The organism is Mesorhizobium sp. W067, from assembly GCF_054719525.1.
This window is the reverse complement of sequence record NZ_JBTTII010000001.1, coordinates 4,268,055-4,293,769: the sequence shown is the minus strand read 5'-3', so window position 1 is coordinate 4,293,769 and position 25,715 is coordinate 4,268,055. Positions and strand designations below refer to the sequence as shown.

Below are 25,715 nucleotides of genomic sequence, written 5' to 3'. Positions count from 1 at the left end.
GGTATACAAAATCATACTGACGCCTGCTGCCATTCACTGAGTGGCTACGCAGGTCGCGCCCACATTTGAGCGTCAAAAACTAGTGCGGGCACAGGGGGGTATCAGTGCTCAAAACGCCTTGAAAACAAAGCGCCTCCAACATCCGTATGGTTCCGAGACTGTCGTTCCGCCGCCTGACGGGGCGCCGATAAAACCGTTTTCGTTGGCCACACTACATCGCCTGGCACAATGTTCCTGCAACTTTTCGACTGTATTGCGATGCAACTTTGATGTAGAAGCGCGGCTTCGCCGTTCACGGCAAATTGAACACGGCCTGGCGCGCACCCATATCGGCGACGCGCCCGAGTTGGAAGACACGGTAGCTGTTAGACGACGGACTCCTGTTGGATAACGACTTGGCCGAACCCCGCAGTGGAAAAAAATGATGCCGAAGATCAGGTTTCACAAGCTTGCCGCTATTGTCGTGCTCATCGGCTTCGCCGCCTGGATGGGAACAGGCGCGTTCTCGTCCGTCGGCAGCGCCGCTGTCGAAGGTGCTGGCAAGGCAGGCGATCAGGCCAAGCCGGGCGATCAGGCCAAAGCACCGGATGCAACCAAGACCGCCGAGGCCGAACCGAAGGCGCCGCTGCGCACCGTCGCGGTGGTGACGCCGCCGCGCAAGACCTATGCCCGCGCCATCCGCATTTCCGGGCTGACCGAGGCCGACAAGCGCGCCGTGCTGGCGACGCGCGTCGCCGGCGTCATCGAAAAGCTGCCGGTCAAGCAGGGCGATCACGTCAAGACCGGCGACCTGGTGCTGATGCTGGCGGCCGAAGAAAAGATCTCGATGGTCGACAGTGCCAGGCAGCTCGTCGCGCAGCGCCAGGCTGAACTCGACGCATCGCTGCGGCTCATGAAGACCGGCAATCTGCCCAAGCTGCAGCTCGACACGGCGCGTTCGAACCTGACCGCTGCGCAGTCGCAGCTGGAAACGGCGCAGGCCGAACTCGACCGCAATCTGGTCAAGGCGCCCTTCGACGGCGTCATCGACCGGGTGCCGGTGGAGCTCGGCAGTTCCGTCATGCAGGGCGGCGAGGTGGCAACCATCCTCAAGCTCGATCCGGTGATTGCGCGCGGTGAAGTCAGCGAACGCGACCTCGGCTATCTCAAGCTCGGCGACAAGGCTGCTGTCCGGCTGGTCAGCGGCCAGACCGTCGAAGGCACCGTGCGCTACATCAGCCGCGACGCCTCGTCGGCGACGCGCACCTTCCGCGTCGAGATCGCCGTCCCCAATGCCGACGGCTCGGTGCCGGCCGGCATGACGGCAGAGATTGCGCTCAGCGCGCAGCCGACCGACGCCGTCATGTTGCCGCGCTCCGTGGTGACGCTGGGCGACAAGGGAGACCTCGGCATCCGCGCCGTCGACAAGGACAACAAGGTGGTGTTCTTCCCGATCGACCTGGTCGATGACTCGCCGAAGGGCCTGGTGCTTGGCGGCATTCCCGCCGATGCCCGCGTCATCGTCGCCGGCCAGGAGCTCGTCAAGGAAGGGGACGTCGTCAAGCCGGTCGAGGCCGACCAGGCGACCATCCAGAAACTGTTGGGCGAAGCGACAACGCAGTAGCGCCGGGTGGCCCCGGGCGGGGACAACCGGCCGCCATGCGGCTCCTGAAATCTTGAGAACAGGCCATGGATATCGTCAAACTCGCGATCAACAATGCCCGGCTGACCATTGCGGTGCTGGTCTTCCTGCTGCTGGCGGGCTGGGTCGCCTATCAGTCGACACCGAAGGAAGCGGAACCCGACGTTCCTACCCCTTATGTTTATATAAATGTTGCCTATCAAGGCATCGCGCCCGAAGACGCTGAAAGACTTCTGCTTAGGCCTCTGGAGGCAAAGCTTAAGAGTCTCAAGGGGTTAAAGGAGATGAAATCATCCGCCTATCAGGGCGGTGCCTTTGTCTTCCTTGAGTTTCTGCCGTCTATAAAAGTCGACACCGCGGTGACTGATACACGCTCGAAGGTTCAGGACGCGAAGGCTGACCTTCCCCAAGCGGCAGAAGAACCGGTTGTTACCGAGGTCAACATTTCCGAGTTTCCCGTCCTGGTCGTCACGCTGTCCGGCGATGTGCCCGAGCGTGTGCTTACGGCGGCGGCGCGCGAACTGCGCGACCGCATCGAGGAAGTCCCGGGCGTTCTTGAGGGCACCATACAAGGCGCGCGCGACGATCTCGTCGAGGTCGTCATCGACCCGATGAAGCTGTCCTCCTACGGCCTGCAGCTCGACCAGTTGATCGGCGCGGTCGGCGCTTCCAACAGCCTGGTCGCCGCCGGCAATATCGAGGGTTCGGAAGGCAAATACGCGGTCAAGGTGCCGTCGCTGATCGAGACACCCGAGGATGTCGCGTCCTTGCCGGTGGTCGCCGGCCCCAATGCCGTCGTGCAGGCGAAGGACATCGCCACGGTGCGTTCGACCTTCGCCGACGCCGAGACCATCACTCGCCTCAACGGCAAGCCGGCCATCGCCATCGAAGTCAAGAAGCGCATCGGCGCCAACCTGATCGACACGCTGGCCAAGGTGCGGGAAGTGTCCGACGCCTACGTCAAGACGATGCCGGAAGGCATGAACATCACCTACACGCAGGACAAGTCTGTCTTCGTCAACCAGCTGCTGGGCGACCTGCAGAACCACGTGATGATCGCCGTCATCCTGGTGTTCATCGTCATCCTCTATGCGCTGTCGGGCCGCGCCTCGCTGCTGATCGGGCTTGCCATTCCGTCATCCTTCCTGATCGGCATCCTGCTGCTTGCGATGATGGGCTACACGATCAACATGATCGTGCTGTTCAGCCTTATCCTGGCGGTCGGCATGCTGGTCGACGACGCCATCATCGTCACCGAATTTGCCGAACGGCGCATGGGCGAAGGCATGCCGAAGGCGGAAGCCTTCACGCTGGCCGCCAAGCGCATGGCCGGTCCGGTCATCGCCGCGACCATGACCCGCATCGCGGCGTTTTCGCCGCTGCTGTTCTGGCCCGGCATCATCGGCGACTTCATGAAATACATGCCGATCACGCTGATCGTCACGCTGTCGGCCTCGATGCTTTATGCGCTGGTGTTCGCGCCGACGCTGGGCGCGCTTTTCGCCAAGGCGCCGGAGCATCACGAGGAACACAATCGCGACGGCTGGTACATGGCGCTGGTCAAACAGGCGGTGCGCTTCCCCATCACCGTGCTGGTGCTCACCGCCGTGCTGCTCACCGGCGTCGGCTTCGCCTATTCGAAATATGGCGCCGGCGTCGAGTTCTTCCCCAGCGTCGAGCCCGATTACGGCCTGCTCTATGTGCATGCCCGCGGCAATCTCTCGCTGGCCGAAATGGACACGGCGACCAGGATCGCCGAAAACCGGCTGCTTGGCTGGCCTGGCGTCAAATCGGTCTATACCCGCGTCGGCAAGACGCAGGGCGGCGGACAGGACGTGCCGGAGGACGTCGTCGGCGTCATCCAGTATGAGTTCATCGACTGGCGCGAGCGCAAATCGGCGAACAATATCCTGGATGAGCTGCGCACCGTCATGGCCGGCATTCCCGGCGTCGATGTCGAAGTGCGCGTGCCGGAGGCCGGTCCTCCCACGGGCAAGGCGGTGCAGCTGCGGCTTTCGGCCATCGACCCCAAAGGGCTCGACGACCAGGCCCGCGCGGTTGCGGCGCGCATTGCCAAGGTGCCCGGTGTCATCGACGTTTCCGACGGCCTGCCGCCGCCCGGCGTCGACTGGGCGCTCGAGGTCGACCGCGCCAAGGCGGCGCAATACGGTATCAGCCCGACCGCCGTCGGCACGGTGGTGCAACTGGTGACCAACGGGTTGAAGCTGTCCGAGTACAGGCCTGCCGGCGCCGACGATGCCGTCGACATCAGGCTGCGGCTGCCTGAAGACCGCCGCACGCTGTCGACGCTCGACGAGCTCCGGGTGCAGACTGCGCAAGGCTCGGTGCCGATCTCCAACTTCGTCGTGCGCAAGCCGGAGCCGACCGTCGGCATCCTCAACCGCATCGATGGCGCCCGCACAGTGGTCGTCCAGGCCAACGTCGCCGCCGGTAACCAGGTTGCGGCGGTGCAGGCGGAGGTGACCAAGGCGGTCACCGACATGAAGCTCGACAACGGCATACGCTGGAAGCTGGCGGGGTCGAACGAGGACAGCGCCGAAGCCAGCGCCTTCCTCGGCAAGGCCTTCGGCGCGGCGATCTTCCTGATCTTCCTGGTGCTCTTGATGCAGTTCAACAAGTTCACCAGCGTGCTTCTGGTGCTGTCCTGCGTGGTCATGGCGACGATCGGTGTGTTCCTGGGGCTGCTGCTGACCGGCGAAGCCTTCGGCATTGTCATGTCGGGCATCGGCGTCATCGCGCTGGCCGGCGTGGTGGTGAACAACAACATCGTCTTGATCGACACCTATGACCGGCTGCGCGAAGAGGGCTGGGACAAGATGGAGGCGGTGCTGCAGACCTGCCGCGAACGTGCCCGCCCGGTCGTGCTGACGGCGGTCTCGGCCATCCTTGGCGTGCTGCCGATCGCCTTTGGCCTCGGCCTTGAAATCTTCCATCACGAGACGACGATCAACGCGCCGTCGACGCAATGGTGGATTTCGCTGTCGTCGGCCATCGTCTTCGGCCTGTCCTTCGCCACGCTGCTGACGCTGGTGGTGACGCCGTCCATGCTGATGATCTTCACGCGCAGCAAGAACAGCCGCTTCTACGCGTTCTTCCGCCGGCTGTTCGGGCGCGAAAAGAAAAGGGATGCGTCCACAGGGCCGAAGCCGGGTCCGCTCGATGAGCCGGCAATCGCCTTCCCGAAAGCCGCGGAATAGCTGCATTCGAGCAGTCGGACAAAAGGCCGTCCGGAACAACCGGGCGGCCTTTTGCATTGTCCCTCCGTATCCGACCAGCAAGGCGAGGGACTCTTAATGACCGTCAGCACCATCCTCATCATCGTTCTAGTCCTGATCCTGATCGGCGCCGTACCGGCCTGGCCACACTCGCGCTCCTGGGGTTATGGGCCATCGGGCATCGTCGGCATTGTGCTGGTGGTGCTGCTGATCCTGGTGCTGATGGGCAGGGTTTGATTGGGGCAAGAGACCTCTGCGATCAGCGGGTCCTCGCCCGATGAAGTGCTGGCAATAGGCATACGGCGGCGCCCGCCCCCACTCTGTCCGCTTCGCGGCCACCTCTCCCAATGTCCATGGGGGAGAGGAAATGCCAAGCTTTTCAAGGCAGCGATCTTGGCGATTAGCATTTCCTCTCCCCCACGAATGTGGGGGTAGAGGTGGCTGGGCGAAGCCGAGACGGAGTGGGGGAGCTCCATATGCGATTGGCCCGAAATCGAGATGACGAGCACACGCTGTGCCCCCCTTGGCCACCCCGCCCGCTTGCGTATACGCTGCCCGCACCACAATCTCCGAGGGAGCCATCAAGGTGAACACCGCCAGCCCGCCAAGGCCTCTCGCCGAGATCGCCAGCTATCACGCCCACATCTACTATGACGGGCAAGCCGAGCGGCAGCACGCCGAATGGCTGCGCCTGCGCATCGGCGAACGCTTCCGCGTGCGCCTGGGCAACTGGCGCGACGAGCCGGTCGGCCCGCACGAGCAGGCCATGTACCAGGTCTCCTTCGCCACCGAGATCTTCGCATCGCTGGTTCCCTGGCTGATGCTGAACCATGGCGGCCTCAGCATCCTCATCCACCCCAACACCACCAACCCCAAGCGCGACCATCTGGTCGATCCGATCTGGATCGGGCGGCCGCTGGGGGTTCATGGCGAGGTGCTGGGTGAAGAGGATGAAGCGGAAGAGGCGCTGGAGGTGAATACGGAGCCAACGCTGGGGGCGTAGGGAGGCGTTCTGCAAAGTAGAGACTTGGCCTTGGAGACGCGTTCGCCAGTAGCCTAGCTCAGGCATGCATGACAAGCCGCTTTGCCCCTCAAGCCGTATCCTATGCCTTCATCATTGCTTCGTTGAAGGTGCCGAACCAGCGCGGGGCCGTTGGAGCGATGGACCGTCAATTGATGGCAAGGGAGAGTTCTCCTTGGTCGCCGGTACGCCGAGGCGGGGTCGCCGAATAGGCAAAGATTGCAATAGAGGAGGCAGCCGGCACTCGTTCCCGCAGGGTAGGGCGCACCCGTTCGGACGGAGCAACTGGCGCTCCGCACGAGGGACAGGGCAACTCACTGGTGACTGGGTGCGTGCCTGACGAAGCTCTTCGTTTCGGCTGAGATAAATGCTCTCACTTACGGAACATCGCAGGTTCGTCGAAGTTGGAAAGCTACGGAGGACGTGCACATGAACAGTGTCATCTATCTTATCGGCCTTATCGTTGTCGTGCTCGCGGTCCTCTCCTTCCTCGGTTTTCACTAGGTGGCCTCATGCAGCATGAGAACGATCAGGGCGGACAGCGCACCGATTTCGACAAGGCGAAAAGCGACGTCTCCAACAGACTTCGCCAGGAAAATGAGCGTGCCAGCGAGTTGCTTCACGACGCGCGGGACGAGGTGACCCGTAAGGCTGGCGACTATGCATCTGAAGCCACGCAGATCATCTCCGACAAGGCGGAGGAGGCGCAGCGCGACATCGGATCGAGCTTGGCGGCGTTGGGTGGTGCACTGCGAGTGGCCAGCGATCACCTTGCCAGCAACGATGAAAGGAACGCATCGAAATTCGCTTTGGATGCTGCCAGTGGCCTTGAGCGGCTTTCATCGTCCTTGAAACAGAAGCCCTTTAGCCAAGTCCTTGATGACGTGCAGTCCTTCGGCCGGCAAAATCCCGGTGTCCTGCTTGCGGGATCGGTGTTGGCCGGATTGGCTCTCGGGCGGTTCATCAAGGCTTCTCCGTCGGCAAGGCCCGATTCTGAGGCCGCTCCGGGAGGCCTCAGATCACACACCGATCAGCCACAGGGTTGGTCCGCTGATCGTCCACAAGATTTTGGCGTGGTCGGCGATGATGGCGCCACGCAGATCGCGGAGCAGGACAGATGAATAACCAGGACAATCCCAGCCTTGCCGGGCTAGTCACCGATTTGGCCCAGAATGTCACCACTCTGGTGCAAACCGAGGCGAGGCTGTTTCGGGCCGAGCTCTCTGAAAAGCTTACCAAAGCCGGAGCAGGTGCCGCGGAAGTGCTGGGCGGCGCGATTTGCCTGCTCGCCGCGCTCTTGGTGTTGCTGCAGGCGCTCATTATCGCACTGACGCGGGCAGGGCTTGGCGCGGGGTGGTCTTCCCTGCTGGTCGGTGTGGTCGTGGCGGTCCTCGGCGTCATCCTGCTGCGGACCGGGACGGCCAGCATGGCGCCTTCGGAACTTACCCCCGACCGGACCCAGGGACAGCTCAAGCGCGACGCGAGCGCGATTAAGGAACAGGTGAGATGAACGAGAAATCCGCAGCCGAACTTGAACGCGAGGCCGAGGCTGCTCGCGCTCGGGTGATGGAGACCGCCGAATCCATTCGAGGCAAGATGACGCCTGGACAATTGCTGGATGAGTTCACCGGGCTGTTCTCGGGAGGGGAGAGCGCGGCCATGCTCAGCAATCTCAGAACGCAGGTCCGAGACAATCCTTTGCCGGTCACCATGGTGGGCGCAGGTCTGGCCTGGCTGATGTTCGGCAGCGGTACCTCAAACACCGCCCACCGTTCGGCTGGCTATCCATTGCCTTCAGCGCCGGGACGACATGATGTAGCAGGGGAGCGCGGCGGCTTGGGCGGCACGCTCTCCGACGCCGCGGAATTGGTCTCCTCGAGCGCTGCCAGCGTCGGCGACACCATATCGAGCACCGCAAGAGCCGCTGCGGCGGGTCTGACGGGAAGCGCTGCCAATGCGAGCTCGACGACTGGGGACATGGCGGCGAAAGCCAGCCGCTCCGCGCAAGATCTGTTGGAGGATCAACCCTTGGCCGTAGCGGCCGTCGGTCTCGCCATCGGCGCCGCTATAGGTGCAATGCTGCCCCATACCGCAACGGAGGACGAGCAACTAGGCGCCTATGGCGACAAGCTTCGCGATTCCGCCGAAACTTTGCTCGACAGGGGCCTCGATGAGGCCAAGCAGGTCGCCGCCGACGCCTATGAGACCATCAAGCAGGAAGCTGGCCGGCAAGATATGGAAGCAGACACGATAGCCGATCAGCTCGGCGAGATCGTGAAGTCCACAGCAGACAAGACCGAGCATGCCGTGCGCGAACGAATTTCCGATACGTCTCAGCGCCAAACCTAGCTTGATGATCCTGGATCAACGATAGCCGGCCTCTCCAGAAAGGGGCTGGTGTTGTCCGTCAAACGGTGACCCGCTCGAGTCACTTCAGAGCCGTGTGCGGACTGATGTCCCTTGCCGATAGTAATCCAGCGGATCAGGTTCTCTGGATTGTTGGCCAACCCGCCGCCGATAAGACGCGGTCAGCAAAACTGGCATCTAGGCGAGGACCGACATTGCACTTGAAGTTCGCAGACCGAGGATGCCGGTCCGCTCTGGGACGTAGGGCGACACCCCACTTCACCCCCCAGCCAGCCGCGGCAGCAGAAAAATCTCCGCCCCCGGCGGCAGTTCCTTCGACCACGTATCGCGATAAATCGTCCCGTCGATCGCCACCGCGATGCCCTTCTCGATCCAGGGCTCGATGCCGGGATACTGTTCAGCCAGTTTCCTGAACAGCTCCCTGATGTCCTTGGCCTCGACCTCGACCTTGCTCTGGCCGCCGGCGAGCTGGCTCAGCGCGCCCCAGAGCGTCACTTCGACCATTAGGGCAAGAACCTCATTTTTGCCCTAGCCCCCCCGTTCCGCCTCGATCGCGGCGAGGACCCTTGGCGGCGACATCGGGATGTGGGTCATGCGTACGCCGGCGGCGTTGGAGACCGCGTTGGCGATCGCCGCCAGCGGCGGCACGATCGAGGTTTCGCCGACGCCGCGCACGCCATAGGGGTGGTTGGGGTTGGGGATCTCGAGGATCTGCGTGTCGATCATCGGCAGGTCCGAGCAGACCGGGATGCGATAGTCGAGGAAGCCGGCATTCTGGAGGCGCCCGTCCTTGCCGTAGATATACTCCTCGTTGAGCGCCCAGCCGATGCCTTGCGCGGCGCCGCCCTGGTACTGGCCCTCGACATAGGTGGGGTGCACCGCCTTGCCGGCATCCTGGATCACCGTGTAGCGGATCACCCTGGTCGAGCCGGTATCGGGGTCGACCTCGATGTCGCATATATGGGTGGCGAAGGAGACGCCGGCGCCGTCGGCGACGAGCTCGCTGTGGCCGGCGATCGGCCCGCCGGTCTTGCCGGAAGCGGCGGCGATCTCCTTCAGCGACAGGGCTGCAAGATTGCCGTATTTTTCGCCCTTGGCGATGGCGTGGCCGTTTTCCCAGACCACGTCGTCGACGGGGATGTCCCACGTCTGGGCGGCGCGCTCACGCAGGATCTTGATCGCGTTGCGGGCGGCCGAGATGGTCGCCATCGAGGACGAGAAGGTGCCCCGGCTGCCGTCGGTCATGTCGTTGTAGCCGAGCGAGGACGTGTCGGCGACCACCGCCTTGAGCTGGGCATAGTCGATGCCGAGCTCCTCCGCCGCCACCAGCGACAGCGAAGCGCGCGAACCGCCTACGTCCACCGTGCCGACAGCCAGCGACACCGAGCCGTCCATGCCGATGTTCAGGTCCACGCAGGTCTGGCCACCGAAATTGAACCAGAAGCCGCAAGCCATGCCGCGGCCCTGGTTCTTGCCCAGCGGGGCCTTCATGTGCGGATGGTGCTTGGCCGCCTCCAGCGTCGGGCCGATGCCGATCGGGCCGTAGACCGGGCCATAGGAGGACCTGGTGCCTTCCTGCGCGGCGTTCTTGATGCGGAACTCGACCGGATCCATGCCGAGTTCCTTGGCCAGCTCGTCGACGGCACTTTCCACCGCGAACGCCGCCATCGGTGCGGAGGGTGCGCGATAGGCCGCGGTCTTCGGCCGGTTGACCAGCACTTCGAAGCCGACCGTCTTGACGTTATCGAGCTTGTAGCAGGCGAACGCCGTCATGGCGCCGATCTCGGCCCAGGTGCCGGCATAGGGGCCGCTGGTGTAGCGCAGCGTCGCTTCGGCGGCAGTGATGGTGCCATCCTTGCGGGCGCCGATCTTGACGTCGATCGAGGTCGCGCTGGTCGGACCCGAGGCGCGGAACACCTCGTCGCGGGTCATCACCAGCTTCACCGGCCGGCCTGCCTTGCGCGACAAAGCGAGCGCCACCGGCTCGGCCCAGACATGGGTCTTGCCGCCGAAGCCGCCGCCGATTTCAGACGAGGTGACGCGCAGCTTCGAGGCTTCCAGCCCGAGCAATTGCGCACAATGCTGGCGGTAGACGAAATGGCCCTGCGTGCAGACCCAGAGGTCGGCGGTGCCGTCGGACGAGACGCTCGCCACGCAGGCATGCGGCTCGATATAGCCCTGGTGCGTCTGCTCGGTCTTGAAGGAGCGCTCGACGATGACATCGGCGTGGCCAAAGCCCTGATGGACATCGCCATGGCCAAACTGGCTGCGCTTGGTGACGTTGGACGGCTTTACCGGCTTTTCGTCGAGGCCTTCGGTGAAGATGGTATCGTTGATGAGAGGGGCGTTGTGCTTCATCGCCTCGTCGACATCGGTGACATGCGGCAACAGCTCGTACTCGACCTCGATCAGCTTCAGCGCCTGCCTTGCCGTGCGGGCATCGACGGCGGCGACCGCGGCCACGGCGTGGCCGTCATAGAGCGCCTTGCCGCGCGCCATGCAATTGTCGAGGACGTCGTACATGGCGGCATCGCCATCGGTGAGATCGGGCAGGTCGGCGGCGGTGATCACCGCTTTCACGCCGGCCAGCTTTTCCGCTTTCGAAGTGTCGATCTTGAGGATCCTGGCATGCGCATGCGGGCTGCGCAGGATGCGCCCGACCAGCTGTCCCGCCATGTTGAAGTCGGCGCCGTAACGGGCGCGGCCCGTCACCTTGTCGACGCCGTCGGGACGGATGGGCCGCGTGCCGACGGAGGAGAATTTGCGGCCCGAAAAGCGTGGATCGAAGTTCATGCGTGCGCTCCCTTCATCACATTGGCCGCATCCTGGACCGCGCGCACGATCTTGTCGTAGCCGGTGCAGCGGCAGAGGTTGCCGGCGAGGCCGAAGCGGATTTCTTCCTCGGTAGGATCGGGGTTCTTGGCCAGAAGATCCTTGGCCGCGATGAGGAAGCCCGGCGTGCAGATGCCGCATTGCAGGGCCGCATGCTCGAGGAATTTCTGCTGCAGCGGATGCAATTGATCGCCATGCGCCATGCCCTCGACGGTTTCGATATGCCGGCCTTCGGCTTCAGCGCCGAGCACCAGGCACGAGCAGACGAGCCGGTTGTCGAGGATGATCGAGCAGGCGCCGCAGTCACCGGTGCCGCAGCCTTCCTTGGCGCCGGTCAGCCCGAGCCGATCGCGCAGGACGTCGAGCAACGTCTCGTCGGGCTGGCAAAGGTATTCGACGTGATCGCCGTTGATTGTCGTTGAAACTGCTACACCGGCCATCATTTGCCTCCTGCGCGTGCGTAGGCGGTCGTCGCGGCCCGTCCGGCCAGCACGCCCGCAACTTTTCGTCTGAACTCGATGGTGCCGCGCTTGTCGTCGATGGGGCGGCAGGCCCCAGCGCAGATCTTGGCGAGCCGCTCAAGTGCCGCCTCATCCAGCTTCCTGCCGATGAGAGCCTCGGCTGCTTCTTCTACCAGAAGCACGGTCGGGGCCGCGGCGCCCAGCGCGACGCGGGCGGCTGTTATGACGCCATGCTCGTCGAGCGTCAGGTTCACGCCGGCGCTGACCACCGCGATGTCCATCTCGGTGCGCGGAATGAATCTGAGGTAGGCGTCGCCCGAACGCGGCGCGCGCTTGTCGAGCAGGATCGCCTCGACGATCTCACCCTTGGTGAGCGAGGTCTTGCCAGGCCCGATCGGCACAGCCTCGACCGGAATGGTGCGCTTGCCCGAGGGACCGGCAACCACGGCCTTTGCGGCGGCGGCCACCAAGGCCGGGACGCTGTCGGCGGCCGGCGATGCGTTGCACAGATTGCCAACGATGGTGCAGCGGCCCTGGACCTGTTTCGAGCCGATCAGCTTCGACGCTTCGACGACACCGGGCCAGGCCTTCTTCAGAACCGAGCTCTCGCCCAGGACGGCGCAGGGGACCGTGGCGCCGATGCTGAAGCCGTCGGCCGTCTCCCTGATCTCGCTCAAGCCCTCGATCGCCTTGATGTCGACGATCAGGTCGGGATCGACAAACCCGCCCTTCATCCGAACGAGGAGGTCACTGCCTCCAGCGAGAATGGCTGATGTGCCGGAAGCGTCGGCCAGCAGGCCAACGGCGTCTTCGATTGAAAGCGGACGTATGTAACGCATCGTCTCCCCTTGGTGATGGTGATCTCGCCGACCGTTATAAACAGTCTCCTCATAATGACCATCCGGTTGCTGATTTCCAGCGATTGGGCCAGCACCGCGAGAGATTTTGTCTAGGCGGCGTCTTTTGCATTGTTGAGGCTGATGCCGATGTCCTTCAAGGCCTCGGCCACGGCCTCGTCCAGCGGGGTGTGCGGGACTTCGCCGATGATGCCTTCCAACCGGTCGGACACGAGCCGGTGCGGTTCGAAGCGCAGATAGGACATCGAGACGATCTCGCGCCACATCGCCACGAACGGGCTGCCGGCGCGCAGCACCCACCAAGGCATGAAGGTCAGTTTCAGCGGACGTCCCAACGCTTTCTCGGCCGCGGCCTTTATGTCCATGTCGGTGACGGCGTGGCCGGGGAAGTTGAGCGCCTCAAAGAAGCCGAGCTTGCCCTGATTGCGCGCCAGGCCGACGAAGCCGATGGCGAAGTCCGGCAAATAGGCCCATTCATGCACGAGGTTGGCAGGGCCGGGCGCGGTGTAGACGCCCTTGTTCATCTTGGCGGCGACGACGAGGTCGAACCATGATCCGCTGCCGGTGCCGCCGAAGAAATCGCCGGCGCGCAGGATGATGGTGCGGACGCGACCGGCATCGGCCTCGCGGCGAAACAGCGCTTCCATGACGCAGCGGATGCGGCCCTTCTCGGTCGTTGGGCGGAACGGCGTGTGTTCGGTGACCACCTCAGGCATCGGCGAGCCGTAATTGTAGACAGTGCCGGGGAAAAGATGCAGCGCGCCATTGGCATGGCAGGCGGCCATGACGTTCGCCGCCATCGGCAGGCATTTGCTCCAATCGGTGTAGATCGGGTTGAGACCGTTGAAGATGATGTCGACACCTTGCGTGGCGCGGATCAGCGCCTCGCGGTCGAGCGCATCTCCGGTGATGGCCGCGGCGCCCTTGAGTTCGGCCGGGACCTTGCCCGTGCGGGTGACGGCGCGGACGTCGAAACCGGCGTCGATGAAGGCCTTGCCAACCACGCGGCCGAGCCGGCCATTGGCGCCCAGAATTGCGATCTTGGTCATTTTTCTTCTCCGTGTCTGTGTTTGCACGGCGAATATGATGCGTTCATAAGCGAATGAAAATTGACTATGGATGCAGCTTGGTTATTCATAAATGAATGGAAGATATGGATTGGAACCTGATCAAGAGTTTCGTTACCGTGGCGGAGACCGGCAGCCTGTCGGCCGCGGCGCGCAAACTGTCGGCCAGCCAACCGACGCTCGGGCGTCACATCGGTGAGCTCGAACAGGCGCTCGGCGTCACCTTGTTCCGGCGCGGGCGGCGCGGCTATGCGCTGACGGAAGCAGGCGCCACGCTGTTCGAACGCGGCAGAGCGGTGAGCGAGCAGGCGAGCGCGTTTTCGCTATTGGCATTGGGCTCGGTCGAGGCGATCGAAGGCACGGTGCGCATTGCTGCCAGCGAGGTGGTGGCGGCCTATGTGCTGCCGAGGATGACGGCGCGGCTCGGCATCGAGGAGCCCGGCATCGAGGTCGAGATCGTCGCCTCGAACCAGGTCGAGAACCTGCTGCGAAGGGATGCCGACATCGCCATCCGCATGGTCAAGCCGGCGCAGAACGAGCTGACGGCGCGCAAGGTCTGCGATATCAAGCTCTGCTGCTGCGCGGCGAAATCCTATCTCGACAGGCACGGACGCCCGCTCAAGCCCGCCGACCTTCTCGACCATCCGCTGATCGGCTTCGACCGTAGCGACGAGATGATCCGGGGCTTTACCCAGGCCGGCATCCCGGTCACCCGAAGCAGCTTCCGCTTCAGGACCGACAACCAGATCGTTCTGTGGGAAGCGCTGCGGGCGGGAAACGGCGTCGGTCTTGGCCAGGAGCCGCTGGCGGACAGCGACCCGTCGCTGGAGAAACTGCTGCTCGGCCTGCCACTGCCCAGCCTGCCGGTGTGGCTGGCCATGCATCGCGACGTGCGCACCAGCGTGCGCATCCGCCGCGTCGCGGATTTCCTCTACGAGGAGCTGAAGCGCTATTCGGCGGGGGCGGCCGCGAATTCGGCGCGGTGAGCGAGCCCGGCCATCAACAGCACGACGACCAGCAGCGCCGACATGGCGACGAAAATCGGGCCGAAGCTCGAATGCTCGGCCACGAAGCCGATCGCCGACGGCGCCACCAATATTCCGGAATAGCCCATGGTGGTGACGACGCTCATGCCGGTGCCCGACGACATGCCTTCCTGGTTGCCGCCGGCCGAGAAGATGATCGGCACCATGTTGGCGATGCCGAAGCCGCACAGGGCAAAAGCCGCGATGGCGATCCAGGGCGAGGGCGACAGGCCGGCGACCAGCATGCCGGCGGCGGCCACGATGGCCGAACCGCGCAGCGTGGCCACCGCGCCGAAGCGGTTGCGCACGCCGTCGCCGAAAAAGCGCATGACAGCCATGACGCCGGAGAAGGCGGCGTAGGCAAGGCCGGCGATGGCGAGGTCGGCGCCGAACTCCTGCCTGAGATAAAGCGCTGCCCAGTCGAGCACGGCGCCCTCGGAAATCATCGTCAGCAGCGCCATCAGCCCGACCAGGTAGACCAGCGGGTTGGCCGGCAGCGTAAACTTGTGATGTTCGGCCGCCTGCGGCTTGTCCTCGGCGATGAGGTAGCCGACCGCCACGGCTATGGTGGCAAAAGCAATGATCGTGACTACAGCCGCATGGGCGAGGTGGCCGTAAGTCTGGATGGCGTAACCGCCCAGACCGCCACCGGCGAAACCGCCGAGGCTCCAGAAGCCGTGCGAGGACGACATGATGGCGCGGGACAGCCGGCGCTCGACCACCACTGCATTGGCGTTCATGGCGACATCCATGCCGCCGATCGAGCCGCCGAAGATGATCATGGCGATCGCCGCCAGCGGCACGTTGGACGCCAGCGCCACGATCAGCAGGCCGAGGCTGCCGCAAAGGCCGAACCAGCGCAACACGGTGCGCGAGCCATGCTTGGAGATCAGATGGCCGCACCAGCTCATGGCCGCGACCGCGCCGACGCCGAACAGAAGGATCAGCAGGCCGAGGGTGAATTTCGAGATGTCGAGCCGGGTCAGGAACACCGGAATCTGCGGCGCCCAGCTGCCGGTCAGGAAGCCGTTGGCGAGGAATATCGCGGCTACGGCCCACCGCCCGCGAATGGCGCTCTGCATGGTGTCTTGCGCGTTCATGGCCCGAATCCGGTCAAAGAATGGCTTTGCGCGGCAAATTAGATCGATTCAATTTCTCGTCAAGCGCCTTTCTCTTCGTCATCCTACGGTTTCCGCGACGTCGCTTCGCGACTGCTCCACCCTAGGATGACGAAGTCGCGTAGGGCCTAGCCAATCGTCAATGATCCCTCGGCCGCCTCGCCTCGAATTCCGCCTTCTTGGCGTCCGAAGCCTCGGTCTGGTTCAGCGCCTGCCATTGCGCATAGGGCATGCCGTAGACGATTTCGCGCGACTGATCCTTGCCGAGGTCGACGCCCTCAGCCTCGGCCGCTTCGCGATACCAGTTCGACAGGCAGTTGCGGCAGAAGCCGGCGAGGTTCATCAGGTCGATGTTTTGCACATCGCTGCGCTCGCGCAGATGCTCGACCAGCCGGCGGAAGGCCGCGGCCTCGAAATCGCGTTTCTGGTCATCGCTGAGTTCGGTCATTGCCTTGGGTCCTCACAGCGGCCCGGTGCGCGAGCCGAACATCTTCACCTGATGTATATCGGGACGGCTGTCGATGGCGTCAACGATCGGCGCCAGCCGTTCCGCCCAGGCCAGCGCCCCCTTGCGGTCTGATATCAGGTCCTGGCGGATCTCGATCAGCGCATGGGCAAAGCCGTTGACGATGGCGTGCTTGAACATGGTGTCGCCGCGCAACGCGCCGTCATAGGGTTCATTGTCGCCAACGACGAGGTTTTTATCCTGCGCCAGCATGTCGATCAGCGGCCGCGCCACGCGGTCGTCGAGGTCCCACAATATGCCGACATGCCAAGGGCGGATGAAGCCCTGCATGACAGGGGTGAAGGAGTGTACGGAGAAGATGAGCGGCGCTTTGCCTGAGGCGTGCGCCACCGACGCGATCATGGCGCCGACCGCGTCCTGATAAGGCCGGTAGAAGCCGTCGAGCCGCCTTTCGCGTTCGGCCGGTGCCATAGGGTAGTTTCCCGGCACGACAGTGCCGTCATAGAGCTGGCGGATCAGCGTCGGGTCGTCCTCGCCGCGATTGGGATCGATCAGCAGCCGCGAAAAATTGGCGATCACCGCCGGCACGTCGAGCGCTGCGGCCAGTTCGCGCGTCACCGTCTCGACACCGATGTCGTAGGCGATATGGCGATCGAGTTCCGCCGCCGGCAAGCCGAGACTGCCATACTCCTCCGGCAGGTCGCGGCGGGCATGGTCGGCGACAAGCACGATGCCTCGCTTGCGGTCGCCTTCGACGATATCGAAAGGCGCGAAAACTGTGGATCGGGTCATTGGCTGGAAAGGTCTGTTCGCTGGCTTCCGGGGAGGGTGGTATCGTCATTCCCACGAAGAGGACTGTTGCGCAATGCCGTTGTTTGGCCACGGTTTCTGCGAAAATCCTGTGACGCGCGGCAGATCGCGTGTCGGGGGCCTTTCTAAATCGATTGGAATTGGACAGAACGGCGCGTTGACATGCGCCCGGACTTTTCCGAAAAGGGGCGCTGAGAGATGCAGATGACGTTATTGAGGGGTTTCGGGATGGGTTCCGCCGGCAGGCCGCGTGCGCGCACCGCCTTTGCCGTGCCGCTCCTGACCCTGACGCTAGGGCTCACCGCGCTGGTCGCGGCTTCGCCTGCCCGCGCCGATTTCCGCGTCTGCAACGCCACGCAGAACCTGGTCGGCGTCGGCATCGGCTACCGCGCCAAGGCAGGCTGGATCACCGAGGGGTGGTGGCACATCGAAGGATCGAGCTGCAAGACGCTGATCGAAGGTCCGCTGTCATCGAGGTTTTACTATCTTTATGCAGAAGACGCCGAGCGCGGCGGGCGCTGGGATGGCCCGATCAACATGTGCGTGGCCGAAAAAGAATTCAAGATTGCCGGCGTTACCGATTGCGTCGCCCGGGGCTTCCAGCGCGCCGGATTCCAGGAATATGACACGGGCGAGCAGGCAAGCTGGATGGTCCAGCTGACCGATGAGTCCACAACGGGAGGCGCTCCAGCCGCCCCGGGAACAAACAGTCAATGAGACGTAGCCGCAAGGTCAAGATCCTCGCCACCATCGGTCCTGCCTCCTCGTCCGAGGAGATGCTGCAGAAGCTGTTCGAAGCCGGCGCCGATGTCTTCCGCATCAATATGAGCCACACCGATCACGAGCTGATGCGCACGCTGGTCGGCCGCATCCGCGCGGTCGAGGAAAAGGTCGGCCGTCCGATCGGCATCCTGGCCGATTTGCAGGGACCGAAGCTGCGCGTCGGCAAGTTCGCCAACGGCAAGGAGGTGCTGACCCCGGGCCAGACCTTCACCCTCGACAACAATCCCGAGCCCGGCACGTCGACCCGCGTCTACCTGCCGCATCCCGAAATCCTGAGTTCGGTCGAGGCCGGCCACCGTCTGTTGATCGACGATGGCAAGCTGGAGCTCAGGGCGGTGAAGAGCGACGGCAAGTCGATCACCTGCGCGGTCGTCGCCGGCACCACCATTTCCGACAAGAAGGGCGTCAGCCTGCCCGACACCGACCTGCCGGTCGGTGCGCTGACCGAAAAGGACCGCAAGGACCTCGATGCGGTGCTGGCGGAAAGCGTCGACTGGGTGGCGCTGTCGTTCGTGCAGCGGCCGGAGGATTTGGCGGAAGCCCGCAAGATCGCGCGCGGCCGGGCGCTTATCATGGCCAAGATCGAAAAGCCGCAGGCGGTAGCCCGGCTGGCCGAAATCATCGAACTCTCCGACGCGCTGATGGTCGCCCGCGGCGATCTCGGTGTGGAAATGCCGCTGGAAGCGGTGCCCGGCATCCAGAAGCAGATCACGCGCGCCGCGCGCCGCGCCGGCAAGCCGGTGGTGGTCGCCACGCAAATGCTGGAATCGATGATCACCGCGCCGGTGCCGACCCGCGCCGAGGTGTCCGACGTGTCGATCGCCGTGTTCGAGGGCGCCGACGCCATCATGCTTTCAGCCGAATCCGCTGCCGGCGCCTATCCGGTCGAGGCGGTGGCGATGATGAACCGCATCGCCACCAAGGTCGAAACCGACCCGACCTATGCCGGCATCATCAACGCGCAGCGCTCGGAACCGGAAGCAACCGGCGCCGACGCCATTTCGCTCGCCGCCCGCGAGATTGCCGAGACTCTGAAACTGTCGGCGATCATAACCTATACGGCGTCGGGCACCACGGGCTTGCGCGCCGCGCGCGAGCGGCCGCAAGTGCCGATCATCGCGCTGTCGCCGATCCTCAACACGGCGCGGCGGCTGTCGCTCTTGTGGGGCACGCATTGCGTCGTCTCGCCCGACGCCAGCGACCTCGACGACATGGTCGACCGCGCCTGCCGCATCGCTTTCGAAGAGGGGTTCGGTCAGCCGGGCGACCGCGTCATCATCACGGCGGGCGTGCCGCTGAGGACGCCGGGTTCGACCAACATGCTGCGCATCGCCTATGTCGGGTCGGACGTGCAGGCCACCCGCAACATAGGTTGACAGAGGCTTCAACTCATCACAGTTCGCAGCGCTCTTGCCGCACCTTCGGCGTGATCGATACGCTGAAGGAAGCGGTGTGCGCGAGGGATTGGGTCATAGAGATACTGATCCGGGCCGCGCATCTTTCGCCGGTTGAGGTCGGCGGTGTCGAGCAGGTCGAAATCGACCCTTTCCAGCGTGCAGTGCCAGCCTGCGCTATGCGAAGCCCATCCCCTTCCGTGGTGCTGCAGAAGCCGCTCTCGGCTGGAATAGCCGTGATAGTCGAAGGCGATCACGCCGTTCGTCATGTAGATATGGTTGCCGTAGAAATCCTCGCCCGGAATGATCCGTTCGCCGCAGAATCCGTCCAGGGGAGGATGGCTGAGGAAGGTGCCCGCAAGGATGTGGCAGGCGCCGTAGCCGAAGAAGATGCTATCCGGTAGCGCCCAGAACGCTTCGGGGTTTTTCTTGATTCCGTACTTCAGGACATACATGCGGCCGTCACGTCGGGGCGAGTTGCGCGTCGGGCACCGTAATGTCGGGGCACTGTGCATCGTTGTACGCATCGCCGGCGATGCGTGCTTCCACGGTTTTTGCCATTGCCTGCAGGTCGACGACCTTGCCGGCGACTTTCTCGATCGCGCCGACGACGAGGTCGGAGGCGATCCAATCCGGCTTGTGGCCGAGATTGTGGACCCAGATCAGTTCGGCGCCGGGGATGTCCCTGACCAGGCCGACCGAATGGATCGAGGCATAGACCACCTTGTCGCGGTCGCCCGAGATGACGATGGTCGGCGCTGTGATGTCGCGGTAATGCGGCGCGGCCTTCAGCGTATAGTCGTAGAGGCCGGCGACATCGATGGCGTTGGCGCGGAAAGCGCCGGGACGCAGCACCAGCGGAATCGAGGCATTGCCGACATAGCCTTCCGGCACCTTGTTGGGAGAAAACACGCAGGCCGTGGCGCCGTCCATCTGCAGCGTGCCTGCCGGATAGGTCAATGTCTCCGAGAACAGCCAGCCGATGATGGGGGTGGCGGTCAGCTTGTAGTACCAGGCGGTCGCGCCGCCCGGCCAGGGGTGGCTGACCGGCGACAGAAAGACCAGCCCGAGCGTCTTCTCCGGGTGTTCGCGGCCAAAGGCGGCGGTGATCACGCCGCCAAACGAATGGCCGACGATGATCGCCTTGTGGATGCCGAGACGGTCCATCAGCCTGGCGATGGTGTCGGCCTGCCCCGACGGGCTCTCATTGCCGGGGCCGCGCGCCGACCAGCCGAAGCCCGGCCGGTCGAGGAAGACCATCTCGGCGCGGCCTTCGAGCAAAGGCCTGATCGGCAGCATCTGATCCCTGAGGTTGGCGCTGGCGCCATGGATGAAGACGATCGCCGGCAGCTCGGCATTTTGAGGCGCCGGTACGTGGACATAGTGGATGCGGGTGGCGTCGATGTCGGCAAATTCGCCGGCCGGCGGGTTCCGCCACTCGATCAGCCACGTGCCGGCGCGGGTGACACCGGCCAGGGCAAAGACGAGCGCGAGGAGCAAAGCACAGGCGGCGTAAATGAGGTTCATGCGCGGAGATACGGGGGTGGAGGGGGATAAGTTCTAGGGAGTAGGGAGTAGGGAGTAGGGAGTAGGGAGTAGGGAGTAGGGAGTAGGGAGTAGGGAGTAGGGAGTAGGGAGTAGGGAGTAGGGAGTAGGGAGGTGGCGTCTCGACCAATCTTCTCTACTGACTACTCACTAATCCCTAATTCCTACTGCCTAATCAAATTCCTTCGCCGGCAAGCTCTTCCGAAATTGCCGCGACCTGGTCCTGGGCGCTGCGCATCATCGGATAGATGGTAAGCACCTTCTGCCAGGCTTCGAGCGCCGATTGCTTGTGGCCGGTGGCGGCCATGATCTGGGCCAGGCCGGAAAGCGCGCCGAAATGGCGTGGTTCAAGCTGCAGCGTCTGGTCGATGTCGGACATCGATTTCCCGAAATTCTTCATCATGTAATGGACGGTGGCGCGCCGGTTCCAGCCTTCGGCATATTTTGGCTGCAGGATGACGACCTGGTCGAGGAAGTCGAGGGCGACGTCGAACTTCTGGTCGTCAATCGCCTTTTGCGACCATTGCATCATCAGGTCGATCGAGGCGCTGCCGGACTGGAACCATTCGCCCCAGATGCGCCCGGCGATGCGCTCGGCCGCCTTTTCGTTGCGCTCGCGCTTCAGCTCGGCAAACAGTTGGTCGAGCCTGGCTTCCCTGGTCAGGGCAACCGGCGGCTTTGCCGGCGGATCGTCCGCCGACGCCGGAGTGACGCCGAAAAGAAAGAGGGTGGCCAAAAATGCAAAAAGAATCCGCATCGCCGGAATCTAACCCCGGACGGCGGATCGTCAAACTGAAATTAGCGTGAAAGTGCCTGGAACCAGGCAATTACCATCGTATGGACGGAGGCAACGAGCCTCCGGCCGAACACTCAGCCCTGGCGCGCCTTGTAGCGTGGAGCGGTCTTGTTGATGATGTAGACGCGGCCCTTGCGGCGAACCAGCTGGTTGTCGCGGTGACGCGCCTTCAGCGCCTTGAGCGAATTCTTGATCTTCATGGTCTTGCCCGTCGGTCTGGGCCCTGTCCGGGCCGAATTATTAAGGCGCGCCTGAAAAGCGCGCCTTTGAACTTGCGGTGGCTCATAAACGAGGAGCCTTGCCCGTGTCAACCGCAAGCGTGCTGGATAGAGGCCGAGAATGGCTTTGGCCATCAAATATCCGCCATCTCGGCTCCACGCCATTGCGCGGCCGAAGGCGGGCTGGAATGGTGCGGCACCCGCAAGCCGATTTGGAGACCTCTATGCGCCTGTTGTTTGTGTCCGCGAGCCTTGCCGTTCTGGCAGCCGCCTCCATCGCGCAGGCGCAGGAATGCGACCGCAACGACGACAGCCAGCAGATGATGAACATCTGCGCCGGCGAGGACTATCGGGCGGCCGATGCCAAGCTCAACCAGGCCTACAAGGATCTCGTCGGTCGCAACGACGACAAGGGCAGGAAGCTGCTGCAGGTCGCGCAACGCGCCTGGATCGCCTTCCGCGACGCCGAATGCGGCTATACGACGACAGACAGCGAGGGCGGCTCCATCCATCCGATGGAGGTTTCACAATGCCTGACCGAACTGACGGACCAGCGCATCAAACAGCTCACCGCGGGCGCCAATTGTAGGGAAGGCGATGCGAGTTGCGCCAGCCCCGACGAGGACGGAGATCTGAACGACGAGCTGCAATAGGGCTCGAGCCACGCCCTCGCGCAAAGTGCCGGAATGGCTTAGCTACGGCGGCTGATGCGCGTGAAATGGCCCATCTTGCGGCCTGGGCGCGCTTCCGCCTTGCCGTAGAGATGCAGCATCAGATCGGGCTCGGCGAGCAAAGCGGGTACGCGCAGCACATCGTCGCCGATCAGGTTTTCCATGACGCAGTTTGAATGCCGGCCAGGGTTGCCCAGCGGCAGGCCGGCAATGGCGCGGATATGCTGCTCGAATTGCGAAACGATGCAGGCGGCTTCCGTCCAGTGGCCGGAATTGTGCACGCGCGGCGCCATTTCGTTGGCCAGCAGCGTGCCATCGGCAAGAACGAAGAACTCGACGCCGATGACGCCGACATAGTCGAGGGCCGACAGGATTTTCGCTGCCGACCCCTGTGCCGTCGCCGCCGTCTCCAGCCTGATCTGGGCCGGCAGGGTCGAGGTATGCAGGATGCCGTCGCGGTGGACGTTCTCAGCCGGATCGTAGGCGGCGACCGCGCCGTCCAACCCGCGCGCGGCGATGACCGAGATTTCGCGCTCGAAAGCGACGAAGGATTCGAGGATCAGCGGCACATTGCCCATGGTCTCGCATGTGCCGGCAAAGCCGCCCGTCTCCATGTTGCGGAAGACGCGCTGGCCCTTGCCGTCATAGCCCATGCGGCGGGTTTTCAAGATGCCGCTGCCACCGAACTCTCTCAGCGCCGCCGTCAGTTCGTCGTCATTGTCGACGGAGCGGAAATCCGCTGTCCTGATGCCGATGCTGTTAAGGAATAGCTTCTCCGCCACCCGGTCCTGGGCGACTTCCAACGCCCTGGGCGGCGGATAGACCGGGACCTTGGCGGCGAGCGCGCCGGCAGCCGCTACCGGCACATTCTCGAATTCGTAGGTGACGACGGCGCTGACTGCCGCCAGTTCGGCAAGGGCGTCCGCATCGTCATAGGCGGCGGTGATCTGGCGGTTGGCGACCTGAGCCGCCGGGCAATCGGCCTGCGGTTCGAGGATAATTGTGCGGTAGCCGAGGCGCGCTGCGGCAACAGCCAGCATGCGGCCGAGCTGGCCGCCGCCGATGATGCCGATGCTCGATCCCGCGGGCAGGCTCACGGCGCGTCCGTCGGTTCGGTGGCGACCCTGGCGGTTTGGGCGGTGCGCCAGGCATCCAGGCGGGCGGCAAGTTCTTCGTCGTGTAGCGCCAGCACGGCGGCCGCCAGAAGGGCGGCGTTGGCCGCACCCGCCTTACCGATGGCAAGCGTGCCGACCGGAATGCCGGCCGGCATCTGGACGATGGAGAGCAGCGAATCCTGGCCTGACAGCGCCTTCGATTCGACCGGCACGCCGAACACCGGCAGCGGCGTCATCGCCGCCGTCATGCCGGGCAGGTGGGCGGCGCCGCCGGCGCCGGCGATGATCACCTTGTAGCCGGCCGCCTTGGCGCCTTTGGCGAAATCATAGAGGCGGTCCGGGGTGCGGTGGGCGGAGACGATCAGCCGCTTGTGCGGAATGCCCAGCGCCTCCAGCGTTTCGGCGGCGTGGCGCATCGTCGCCCAGTCGGACTGGCTGCCCATGATGATGGCGACGTCGGCGCGGTGGTCGGTCAAGCGCATGCTCCCGGCGGTAAAGGCGCGCCTTAGCGGAATTCGGGCTGGCCCGCAAGGATGGCGGCCGCCGCAGCCTAGTCCGGCCAGCGCAGGGCGCCGGATGAATCCTTTCGCGGCTGTCTCATCGCATCCGCCGGCCTGTCGGCCGCGGTGAGCACGGCGCGGAGGCGTTCGGCGACGATCTCGGCCTCGCCTGGGTGCAGGTTGCACGGGTCGAGGAAGAAATGGCCACGCTCGACCTCGTGGTTGCGCACGATGATGGGCGGCGATCCTGCCGCCAATGCCGAGGCGAGGCCGGCGGCATTGAAGCGACTTTCGGACGAGACGAAGATCTGCAGCCGGTCAAGTGGATTGGCGGTCGGGTCGGGAATGATGTTTGCGACGATGCCGGGTATTCCCTGCAGCGAATCCCTCCATAGATTGAGCGCCGCTTCCTCGCGTCGGCGGATGCCGGCATGGTCGCGCTTTTCCCAGGCTTCGAGCGCCGCCATCGTGCCGGCGATGCTTTCCTTGCCGACCTTCATGGCGCGGGCGACGCCACGGTTTTGCAGATAGGCGGCGCGGACGAGATCCTTGCGGCCGGCGACGATGCCGCTGGTCGGCCCCGAAAGGAATTTGTGGCCGCTGTAGACGACGATGTCGGCGCCGCGCGCCAGGAAGCTGCGCAGGTCATATTCGGAAGCCGCGTCGACGATCACCGGCACGCCCCTGGCGTGGCAGATATCGCAGAATTCCTCGAGGGAAAGCATGCCGTATTGCACGGTGTGGTGCGCCACGACGTAGAGCGCCGCCACGGTGCGCTCGTTGATAGCCTCGCGCACATGATAATCCTGCGTGACGCTGACCGTGCCGGCCGGAATGACCTTGGCGCCGGCAACGCGGATCGACTGGTCGATCGGTGCGCCGTAATTGACGATATGGCCAAGCTGGATGACGACTTCGGACTTCAGGCCTTCGGTGTCGTCGGGCAGCCGTTCGATCGCCAGCAAATTGGTGCCGGTCATTGCCCCGGCGATCGCCATTGTGATGCCTGAGGCGCAGCAGGCGGTGATGAAGCCGGCCTCGCCGCCGGTGAGGCGGGCGGTGATCACGCTTGCGGCGCGCTGCAGATCGTCCATCTCCACCCATTGCGAGGCGATCTCGGCCATGGCGCTGATCGCCTCGGGAACGATGATCGAGGCGCCGAGCGTCGTCATCGTGCCGGAGACGTTGATGATCGGCCGCAGTCCCAGCCGTTCACGGATCGTGGTGTTGGAGCCGGTGTCGGAATAGGTTTTCATGTTCAGCAATCCCTTGACGGTCAGGCGGCGATCTCGACGACCGCTTCGATTTCGACGGTGATGTTTCCAGGCAGCGAGCCGACCCCGATCGCCGAGCGGGCATGGCCGCCGATCTTGTCGAAGACGCTGGCGAACAGGTCCGAGCAGCCATTGACCACTTTCGGGTGGTCGCTGAAGGTCGGCGTCGCATTGACGAAGCCGAGCAATTTGACGACGCGCACGATGCGGCCGAGATCGCCGGCGGCGGCGTGCATGACGGCGAGCAGGTTGAGGCCGGTGAGGCGGGCATGCTCATAGGCCTGCTCGACGGTGACGTCCTCGCCGACCTTGCCGGTGCACAGCGTGCCGTCGGCGCGCAACGGCCCTTGACCCGAAAGAAAGATCAGCCGGCCGCTTTCCGCATGGGTGACGAAATTGGCGATCGGCGTCGGCGGCTCGGGCAGCGTCAGGCCGAGTTCGGCGAGCCGGATGTAAGGCGTCATGGAAGAATTCTCCTTGGGCCGGCCTGTTGTTTTACGCAATTCCCAGGGGAAAGCGCTTCGCGCTTTTCCCGGGA

At 64.1% G+C, this 25,715-nt stretch carries 27 protein-coding genes; 11 read left to right on the top strand and 16 right to left on the bottom strand.

Annotated features, from left to right (window positions below; genetic code table 11):
• The first annotated feature begins 424 nt into the window (after window positions 1–424).
• The 7 genes from ACYG97_RS20945 to ACYG97_RS20915 all read left to right on the top strand — a co-directional run bounded on the left by ACYG97_RS20945 (window position 425) and on the right by ACYG97_RS20915 (window position 8,227).
• Window positions 425–1,603 (top strand): efflux RND transporter periplasmic adaptor subunit, encoded by a 1,179-nt coding sequence (locus ACYG97_RS20945; protein WP_023816386.1) that lies wholly within the window; start codon window positions 425–427, stop codon window positions 1,601–1,603.
• Window positions 1,604–1,668: 65 nt separating this feature from the next.
• Window positions 1,669–4,839 carry an efflux RND transporter permease subunit gene (locus ACYG97_RS20940; RefSeq protein ID WP_023734748.1) on the top strand — a complete coding sequence of 1,057 codons (3,171 nt, stop codon included), beginning with the start codon at window positions 1,669–1,671 and terminating at the stop codon, window positions 4,837–4,839.
• Between the two features lie 96 nt (window positions 4,840–4,935).
• Entirely contained in the window at window positions 4,936–5,094 is a 159-nt protein-coding gene (locus ACYG97_RS20935; protein WP_023734747.1) for a DUF3309 family protein, read from the top strand.
• Window positions 5,095–5,443: 349 nt separating this feature from the next.
• A complete protein-coding gene (locus ACYG97_RS20930; protein WP_023734746.1) occupies window positions 5,444–5,860 on the top strand; it encodes a DOPA 4,5-dioxygenase family protein in 417 nt (138 codons plus the stop codon).
• Between the two features lie 530 nt (window positions 5,861–6,390).
• The gene (locus ACYG97_RS20925) at window positions 6,391–6,999 is read left to right on the top strand and encodes a hypothetical protein (protein WP_460221608.1); all 609 of its coding nucleotides are present in this window, start codon (window positions 6,391–6,393) and stop codon (window positions 6,997–6,999) included.
• On the top strand, window positions 6,996–7,388 hold the full coding sequence (locus ACYG97_RS20920) for a phage holin family protein (protein ID WP_023693628.1): 393 nt from the start codon (window positions 6,996–6,998) through the stop codon (window positions 7,386–7,388). Before ACYG97_RS20925 ends, ACYG97_RS20920 begins: the two co-directional genes overlap by 4 nt.
• Before the next feature lie 56 nt (window positions 7,389–7,444).
• Entirely contained in the window at window positions 7,445–8,227 is a 783-nt protein-coding gene (locus ACYG97_RS20915) for a hypothetical protein (protein WP_460221607.1), read from the top strand.
• A 276-nt stretch (window positions 8,228–8,503) separates the two neighbouring features.
• Here ACYG97_RS20915 and ACYG97_RS20910 read toward each other — a convergent pair whose 3' ends face one another.
• From ACYG97_RS20910 to ACYG97_RS20890, 5 genes are all read right to left on the bottom strand, one after another.
• The gene (locus ACYG97_RS20910; RefSeq protein ID WP_023727611.1) at window positions 8,504–8,749 is read right to left on the bottom strand and encodes a MoaD/ThiS family protein; all 246 of its coding nucleotides are present in this window, start codon (window positions 8,747–8,749) and stop codon (window positions 8,504–8,506) included.
• A 24-nt stretch (window positions 8,750–8,773) separates the two neighbouring features.
• Entirely contained in the window at window positions 8,774–11,038 is a 2,265-nt protein-coding gene (locus tag ACYG97_RS20905; RefSeq protein WP_023727610.1) for a xanthine dehydrogenase family protein molybdopterin-binding subunit, read from the bottom strand.
• Window positions 11,035–11,517, bottom strand: a complete 483-nt coding sequence (locus ACYG97_RS20900; protein WP_023684040.1) for a (2Fe-2S)-binding protein — start codon at window positions 11,515–11,517, stop codon at window positions 11,035–11,037. The genes ACYG97_RS20905 and ACYG97_RS20900 overlap by 4 nt, the downstream gene beginning before the upstream one ends.
• Window positions 11,517–12,377, bottom strand: coding sequence for an FAD binding domain-containing protein (locus ACYG97_RS20895; protein WP_023693632.1), 861 nt, complete (start codon window positions 12,375–12,377; stop codon window positions 11,517–11,519). The genes ACYG97_RS20900 and ACYG97_RS20895 overlap by 1 nt, the downstream gene beginning before the upstream one ends.
• Window positions 12,378–12,487: 110 nt before the next feature.
• Window positions 12,488–13,444 (bottom strand): SDR family oxidoreductase, encoded by a 957-nt coding sequence (locus tag ACYG97_RS20890; RefSeq protein ID WP_023733027.1) that lies wholly within the window; start codon window positions 13,442–13,444, stop codon window positions 12,488–12,490.
• A 95-nt stretch (window positions 13,445–13,539) separates the two neighbouring features.
• Here ACYG97_RS20890 and ACYG97_RS20885 point away from each other — a divergent pair, with 95 nt between their 5' ends.
• Window positions 13,540–14,448, top strand: a complete 909-nt coding sequence (locus ACYG97_RS20885; protein ID WP_023733028.1) for a LysR family transcriptional regulator — start codon at window positions 13,540–13,542, stop codon at window positions 14,446–14,448.
• On the opposite strand, the gene ACYG97_RS20880 is transcribed toward ACYG97_RS20885, so the two are convergent.
• The 3 genes from ACYG97_RS20880 to ACYG97_RS20870 all read right to left on the bottom strand — a co-directional run bounded on the left by ACYG97_RS20880 (window position 14,412) and on the right by ACYG97_RS20870 (window position 16,863).
• Complete coding sequence (locus tag ACYG97_RS20880; protein WP_023733029.1) at window positions 14,412–15,587, bottom strand: MFS transporter; 1,176 nt, start codon at window positions 15,585–15,587, stop codon at window positions 14,412–14,414. The two genes, ACYG97_RS20885 and ACYG97_RS20880, sit on opposite strands and share 37 nt — an antisense overlap.
• A 157-nt stretch (window positions 15,588–15,744) precedes the next feature.
• Window positions 15,745–16,053, bottom strand: coding sequence for a DUF1244 domain-containing protein (locus ACYG97_RS20875; RefSeq protein ID WP_023690051.1), 309 nt, complete (start codon window positions 16,051–16,053; stop codon window positions 15,745–15,747).
• Window positions 16,054–16,065: 12 nt separating this feature from the next.
• On the bottom strand, window positions 16,066–16,863 hold the full coding sequence (locus ACYG97_RS20870) for an N-formylglutamate amidohydrolase (RefSeq protein ID WP_023733030.1): 798 nt from the start codon (window positions 16,861–16,863) through the stop codon (window positions 16,066–16,068).
• A gap of 246 nt (window positions 16,864–17,109) precedes the next feature.
• Here ACYG97_RS20870 and ACYG97_RS20865 point away from each other — a divergent pair, with 246 nt between their 5' ends.
• A complete protein-coding gene (locus ACYG97_RS20865) occupies window positions 17,110–17,598 on the top strand; it encodes a DUF1036 domain-containing protein (protein ID WP_023673118.1) in 489 nt (162 codons plus the stop codon).
• Window positions 17,595–19,040 (top strand): pyruvate kinase, encoded by a 1,446-nt coding sequence (gene pyk, locus ACYG97_RS20860; protein WP_023690053.1) that lies wholly within the window; start codon window positions 17,595–17,597, stop codon window positions 19,038–19,040. Before ACYG97_RS20865 ends, pyk begins: the two co-directional genes overlap by 4 nt.
• 8 nt (window positions 19,041–19,048) lie before the next feature.
• On the opposite strand, the gene ACYG97_RS20855 is transcribed toward pyk, so the two are convergent.
• The 4 genes from ACYG97_RS20855 to ykgO all read right to left on the bottom strand — a co-directional run bounded on the left by ACYG97_RS20855 (window position 19,049) and on the right by ykgO (window position 21,599).
• On the bottom strand, window positions 19,049–19,513 hold the full coding sequence (locus tag ACYG97_RS20855; RefSeq protein WP_023733031.1) for a hypothetical protein: 465 nt from the start codon (window positions 19,511–19,513) through the stop codon (window positions 19,049–19,051).
• A 7-nt stretch (window positions 19,514–19,520) separates the two neighbouring features.
• The gene (locus tag ACYG97_RS20850; RefSeq protein ID WP_023706263.1) at window positions 19,521–20,585 is read right to left on the bottom strand and encodes an alpha/beta fold hydrolase; all 1,065 of its coding nucleotides are present in this window, start codon (window positions 20,583–20,585) and stop codon (window positions 19,521–19,523) included.
• A gap of 193 nt (window positions 20,586–20,778) precedes the next feature.
• Window positions 20,779–21,360, bottom strand: a complete 582-nt coding sequence (locus ACYG97_RS20845) for a tetratricopeptide repeat protein (RefSeq protein WP_023706264.1) — start codon at window positions 21,358–21,360, stop codon at window positions 20,779–20,781.
• A 113-nt stretch (window positions 21,361–21,473) separates the two neighbouring features.
• Window positions 21,474–21,599, bottom strand: a complete 126-nt coding sequence (gene ykgO, locus ACYG97_RS20840; RefSeq protein WP_006327841.1) for a type B 50S ribosomal protein L36 — start codon at window positions 21,597–21,599, stop codon at window positions 21,474–21,476.
• Between the two features lie 242 nt (window positions 21,600–21,841).
• On the opposite strand from ykgO, the gene ACYG97_RS20835 reads away from it, so the two are divergent.
• Window positions 21,842–22,270 (top strand): lysozyme inhibitor LprI family protein, encoded by a 429-nt coding sequence (locus ACYG97_RS20835; protein ID WP_023706265.1) that lies wholly within the window; start codon window positions 21,842–21,844, stop codon window positions 22,268–22,270.
• Window positions 22,271–22,308: 38 nt separating this feature from the next.
• Here the strand turns inward: ACYG97_RS20835 and ACYG97_RS20830 are convergent, their stop codons facing one another.
• The 4 genes from ACYG97_RS20830 to ACYG97_RS20815 form a co-directional block, all read right to left on the bottom strand.
• Window positions 22,309–23,385 carry a 5-(carboxyamino)imidazole ribonucleotide synthase gene (locus ACYG97_RS20830; RefSeq protein ID WP_023733032.1) on the bottom strand — a complete coding sequence of 359 codons (1,077 nt, stop codon included), beginning with the start codon at window positions 23,383–23,385 and terminating at the stop codon, window positions 22,309–22,311.
• On the bottom strand, window positions 23,382–23,879 hold the full coding sequence (gene purE, locus ACYG97_RS20825; RefSeq protein WP_023706267.1) for a 5-(carboxyamino)imidazole ribonucleotide mutase: 498 nt from the start codon (window positions 23,877–23,879) through the stop codon (window positions 23,382–23,384). Before purE ends, ACYG97_RS20830 begins: the two co-directional genes overlap by 4 nt.
• A 74-nt stretch (window positions 23,880–23,953) precedes the next feature.
• Entirely contained in the window at window positions 23,954–25,159 is a 1,206-nt protein-coding gene (locus ACYG97_RS20820; protein WP_031200643.1) for an aminotransferase class V-fold PLP-dependent enzyme, read from the bottom strand.
• Between the two features lie 20 nt (window positions 25,160–25,179).
• The gene (locus ACYG97_RS20815) at window positions 25,180–25,641 is read right to left on the bottom strand and encodes a RidA family protein (RefSeq protein ID WP_023673109.1); all 462 of its coding nucleotides are present in this window, start codon (window positions 25,639–25,641) and stop codon (window positions 25,180–25,182) included.
• Between the last annotated feature and the right edge of the window lie 74 nt (window positions 25,642–25,715).